We start from the raw sequence: 2,148 nt of genomic DNA, 5'->3' as shown, positions 1-2,148 counted from the left end.
GGGCCAGGGGTCCTTTGGCAGAACCAGCCTGTCCTCCGCCCAGCCCTCGGGCCTCACCTCAGTCCCGTGCACAGATCATCCCTCCCTCTTGGTTTTTGCGGTCTCCGGTTCGCCGTCGGACGAGAGAGCCTCCCTCACGGGGGGCTCCAGCACCTCCGCCGCGTGGCGGAACACCTGAACCCAGCGCGCAAGGTGCGTTGCCGAGGCCGGGTCCAGCGGGCCGCGGGCCAGCAGGGTCTTGATCTCCGGCAGGCACGCCTGCACCCGGCTGCCCAGCGACTCCACCAGCCAAAGCAGCGCGGCCCGCGGCTTCTGGAACCTGTCCACCTGCACGCGCAGGGCCTGCTCGCGGTCCATGATGTCGTAGGTCAGCTCGCGGCGCTTGCGCCGCAGGACCTCCAGTTCCCGTTCCAGGTCCTCGCGGGAACCGTGCGCCTGCCGCAGGGACGAGAGCTCCGCTTCCAGTTCCTCCACCCTGCGCTGGAGCACCCGCAGGACCAGGTAACCACGCTCCTGTTCTTCCTTGAGCTGCTTTAGCTCGTCTGCCTTCAGGTCCGCCACCGCGTCCCCCAGGGCCTCGTACAGGTCGTGCTGCACGCTCGGGGGCAGCCGGGCAAACTGCGCCCCTGTCGTCACCCCCAACTTACCCGCCTCCACCAGCGCCTGCAGTTCGGGCACAAGGTCGTTTAAGGCGTCGTACCGGTGTACCTGACGCGCTGACATGCCCATTTCCATCGCTACCGCCGCTGCTGTATTTCCAGGAGTATCCATGACATTTTGGCACTGTTTTTTCTTTCCAGGCCGGCCTGGGCGCTTGGCCTGGGCCAGGAGCTCCTTCCTCCGCCTTATCGCCCGCGCCAGTTCCATGGGCGAGGGCGGCCGCACCTCCACGTTGGCGTCAATGAGGGCCACCTCCGCCTCAGGAGCGCCTGCGTCCAGGACCAGCACGGGCACTTCTTCCAGCCCCAGCTTCGCGGCGGCTTTGGCCCGGCCGTGGCCGGAGATGATCTCGTACCCGCCGTCGGGAAGGGGCCTGACCACCAAGTTGTGCAGCACCACGCCCCCCAGCCGGCGGATGGAAGCCGCGATGGACTCCACCTCCTCGGCCGAGTGCTCGCGGAAGAGGCGGGAGGCCGCCGGGCGCAGGGCGGACACGGGCACCCACCTGATCTCGGGCTTCTTCACCGCCTCGCCCCCCTTCCCACCGGGCGCAGGCCGTTGTCCTCGACCGGCTCCGGCCCGACCACGCGCAGGCCAGGCCAGATCCGCCGCAGGTGCTCGGCGTGCGCCAGGGCGTCTTCGTACAGCCGGAACTCGTCCTTGCTGCCGATCACTTTCACCGGCCTCAGCTCGCCGTGCACCTCCAGCTCCAGCACCTGGGTCGGGTACGATACCTGCCACACCTTCACCGCGTTCCACCTCCCCCGTCCGGGAAGAAGGACCCGTTGCGCGGCAGCACCACTTCCAGCCCGCGCGGCCGCTCGGGCACCACCACTTCCAGCTCCCCGCGCCGTTCTGCGCGCTCGCCGTCGGGAGCCGGCCCGCGGTCCGGGGGTGCGAGGTCGAACTCCACGCGCACGGGCGGCTGCGGGCGGCCGTTCCGCACCGCCTTCACCACCCCCGTGCCCGGGGCCAGGTTCTGCAGGTCAGTGTAGGAGAAGCGGGGCCGCTCCACCTCGGTGTACTGCTTGGCGTCCGTGTGCCAGCCCCAGAGCCCCGGGAAGCGGCGCACCGTGCGCCTCTCCTCCTCGACCCGCACCTCGCCCATCTCCTCGGCGAACCGCCGGGCGTCCTTGGCGTCGTCCAGGTTCAGCACCACCTTGGTGCGGCAGTTGCCCAGCAGCACGTCGCGGAACGCGGTGGACTCGCCGAAGAGAAGCTGTGAGGTGTTCTGCAGGGCCAGCACCACCCCGCACCGGTACGAGCGCCCGATGGCGAGCAAACGCTCGAAGTCCGGGTTCAGGTAGCGGGGGAACTCGTCCACGTACAGAAAGTGCGGCACCCGCGTCCACTCGTTCCCCGGCCGGCGGAAAACCGCGTTCTGCAGGTGCATCACCACGAACTGCCCGAACACGTCCCCCAGCTTGCCCAGGGCACCCAGGGCGGTGTTGACCACTAGGACCTGGCCGCCCTCCAGGTGCCGGTCCA

General features: G+C 69.4%; 3 protein-coding genes. All 3 read right to left on the bottom strand.

The annotated features are described in order from the left end of the window. Positions 1-75: 75 nt before the first annotated feature. Positions 76-1,185 carry a ParB/RepB/Spo0J family partition protein gene (locus AB1609_22095; GenBank protein MEW6049126.1) on the bottom strand — a complete coding sequence of 370 codons (1,110 nt, stop codon included), beginning with the start codon at positions 1,183-1,185 and terminating at the stop codon, positions 76-78. After that, positions 1,182-1,409, bottom strand: coding sequence for a hypothetical protein (locus AB1609_22090; protein MEW6049125.1), 228 nt, complete (start codon positions 1,407-1,409; stop codon positions 1,182-1,184). The genes AB1609_22095 and AB1609_22090 overlap by 4 nt, the downstream gene beginning before the upstream one ends. Beyond that, positions 1,406-2,148 (bottom strand): TraM recognition domain-containing protein (locus AB1609_22085; protein MEW6049124.1); only part of this gene is annotated, 743 nt, incomplete at its 5' end. The genes AB1609_22090 and AB1609_22085, both read right to left, overlap by 4 nt.

It is taken from the genome of Bacillota bacterium, from assembly GCA_040754675.1.
GTDB lineage: Bacteria > Bacillota > Limnochordia > Limnochordales > Geochordaceae > Geochorda.
Note: the sequence above shows the minus strand (reverse complement) of the source record. Positions and strands in the feature narration are given on the sequence as shown.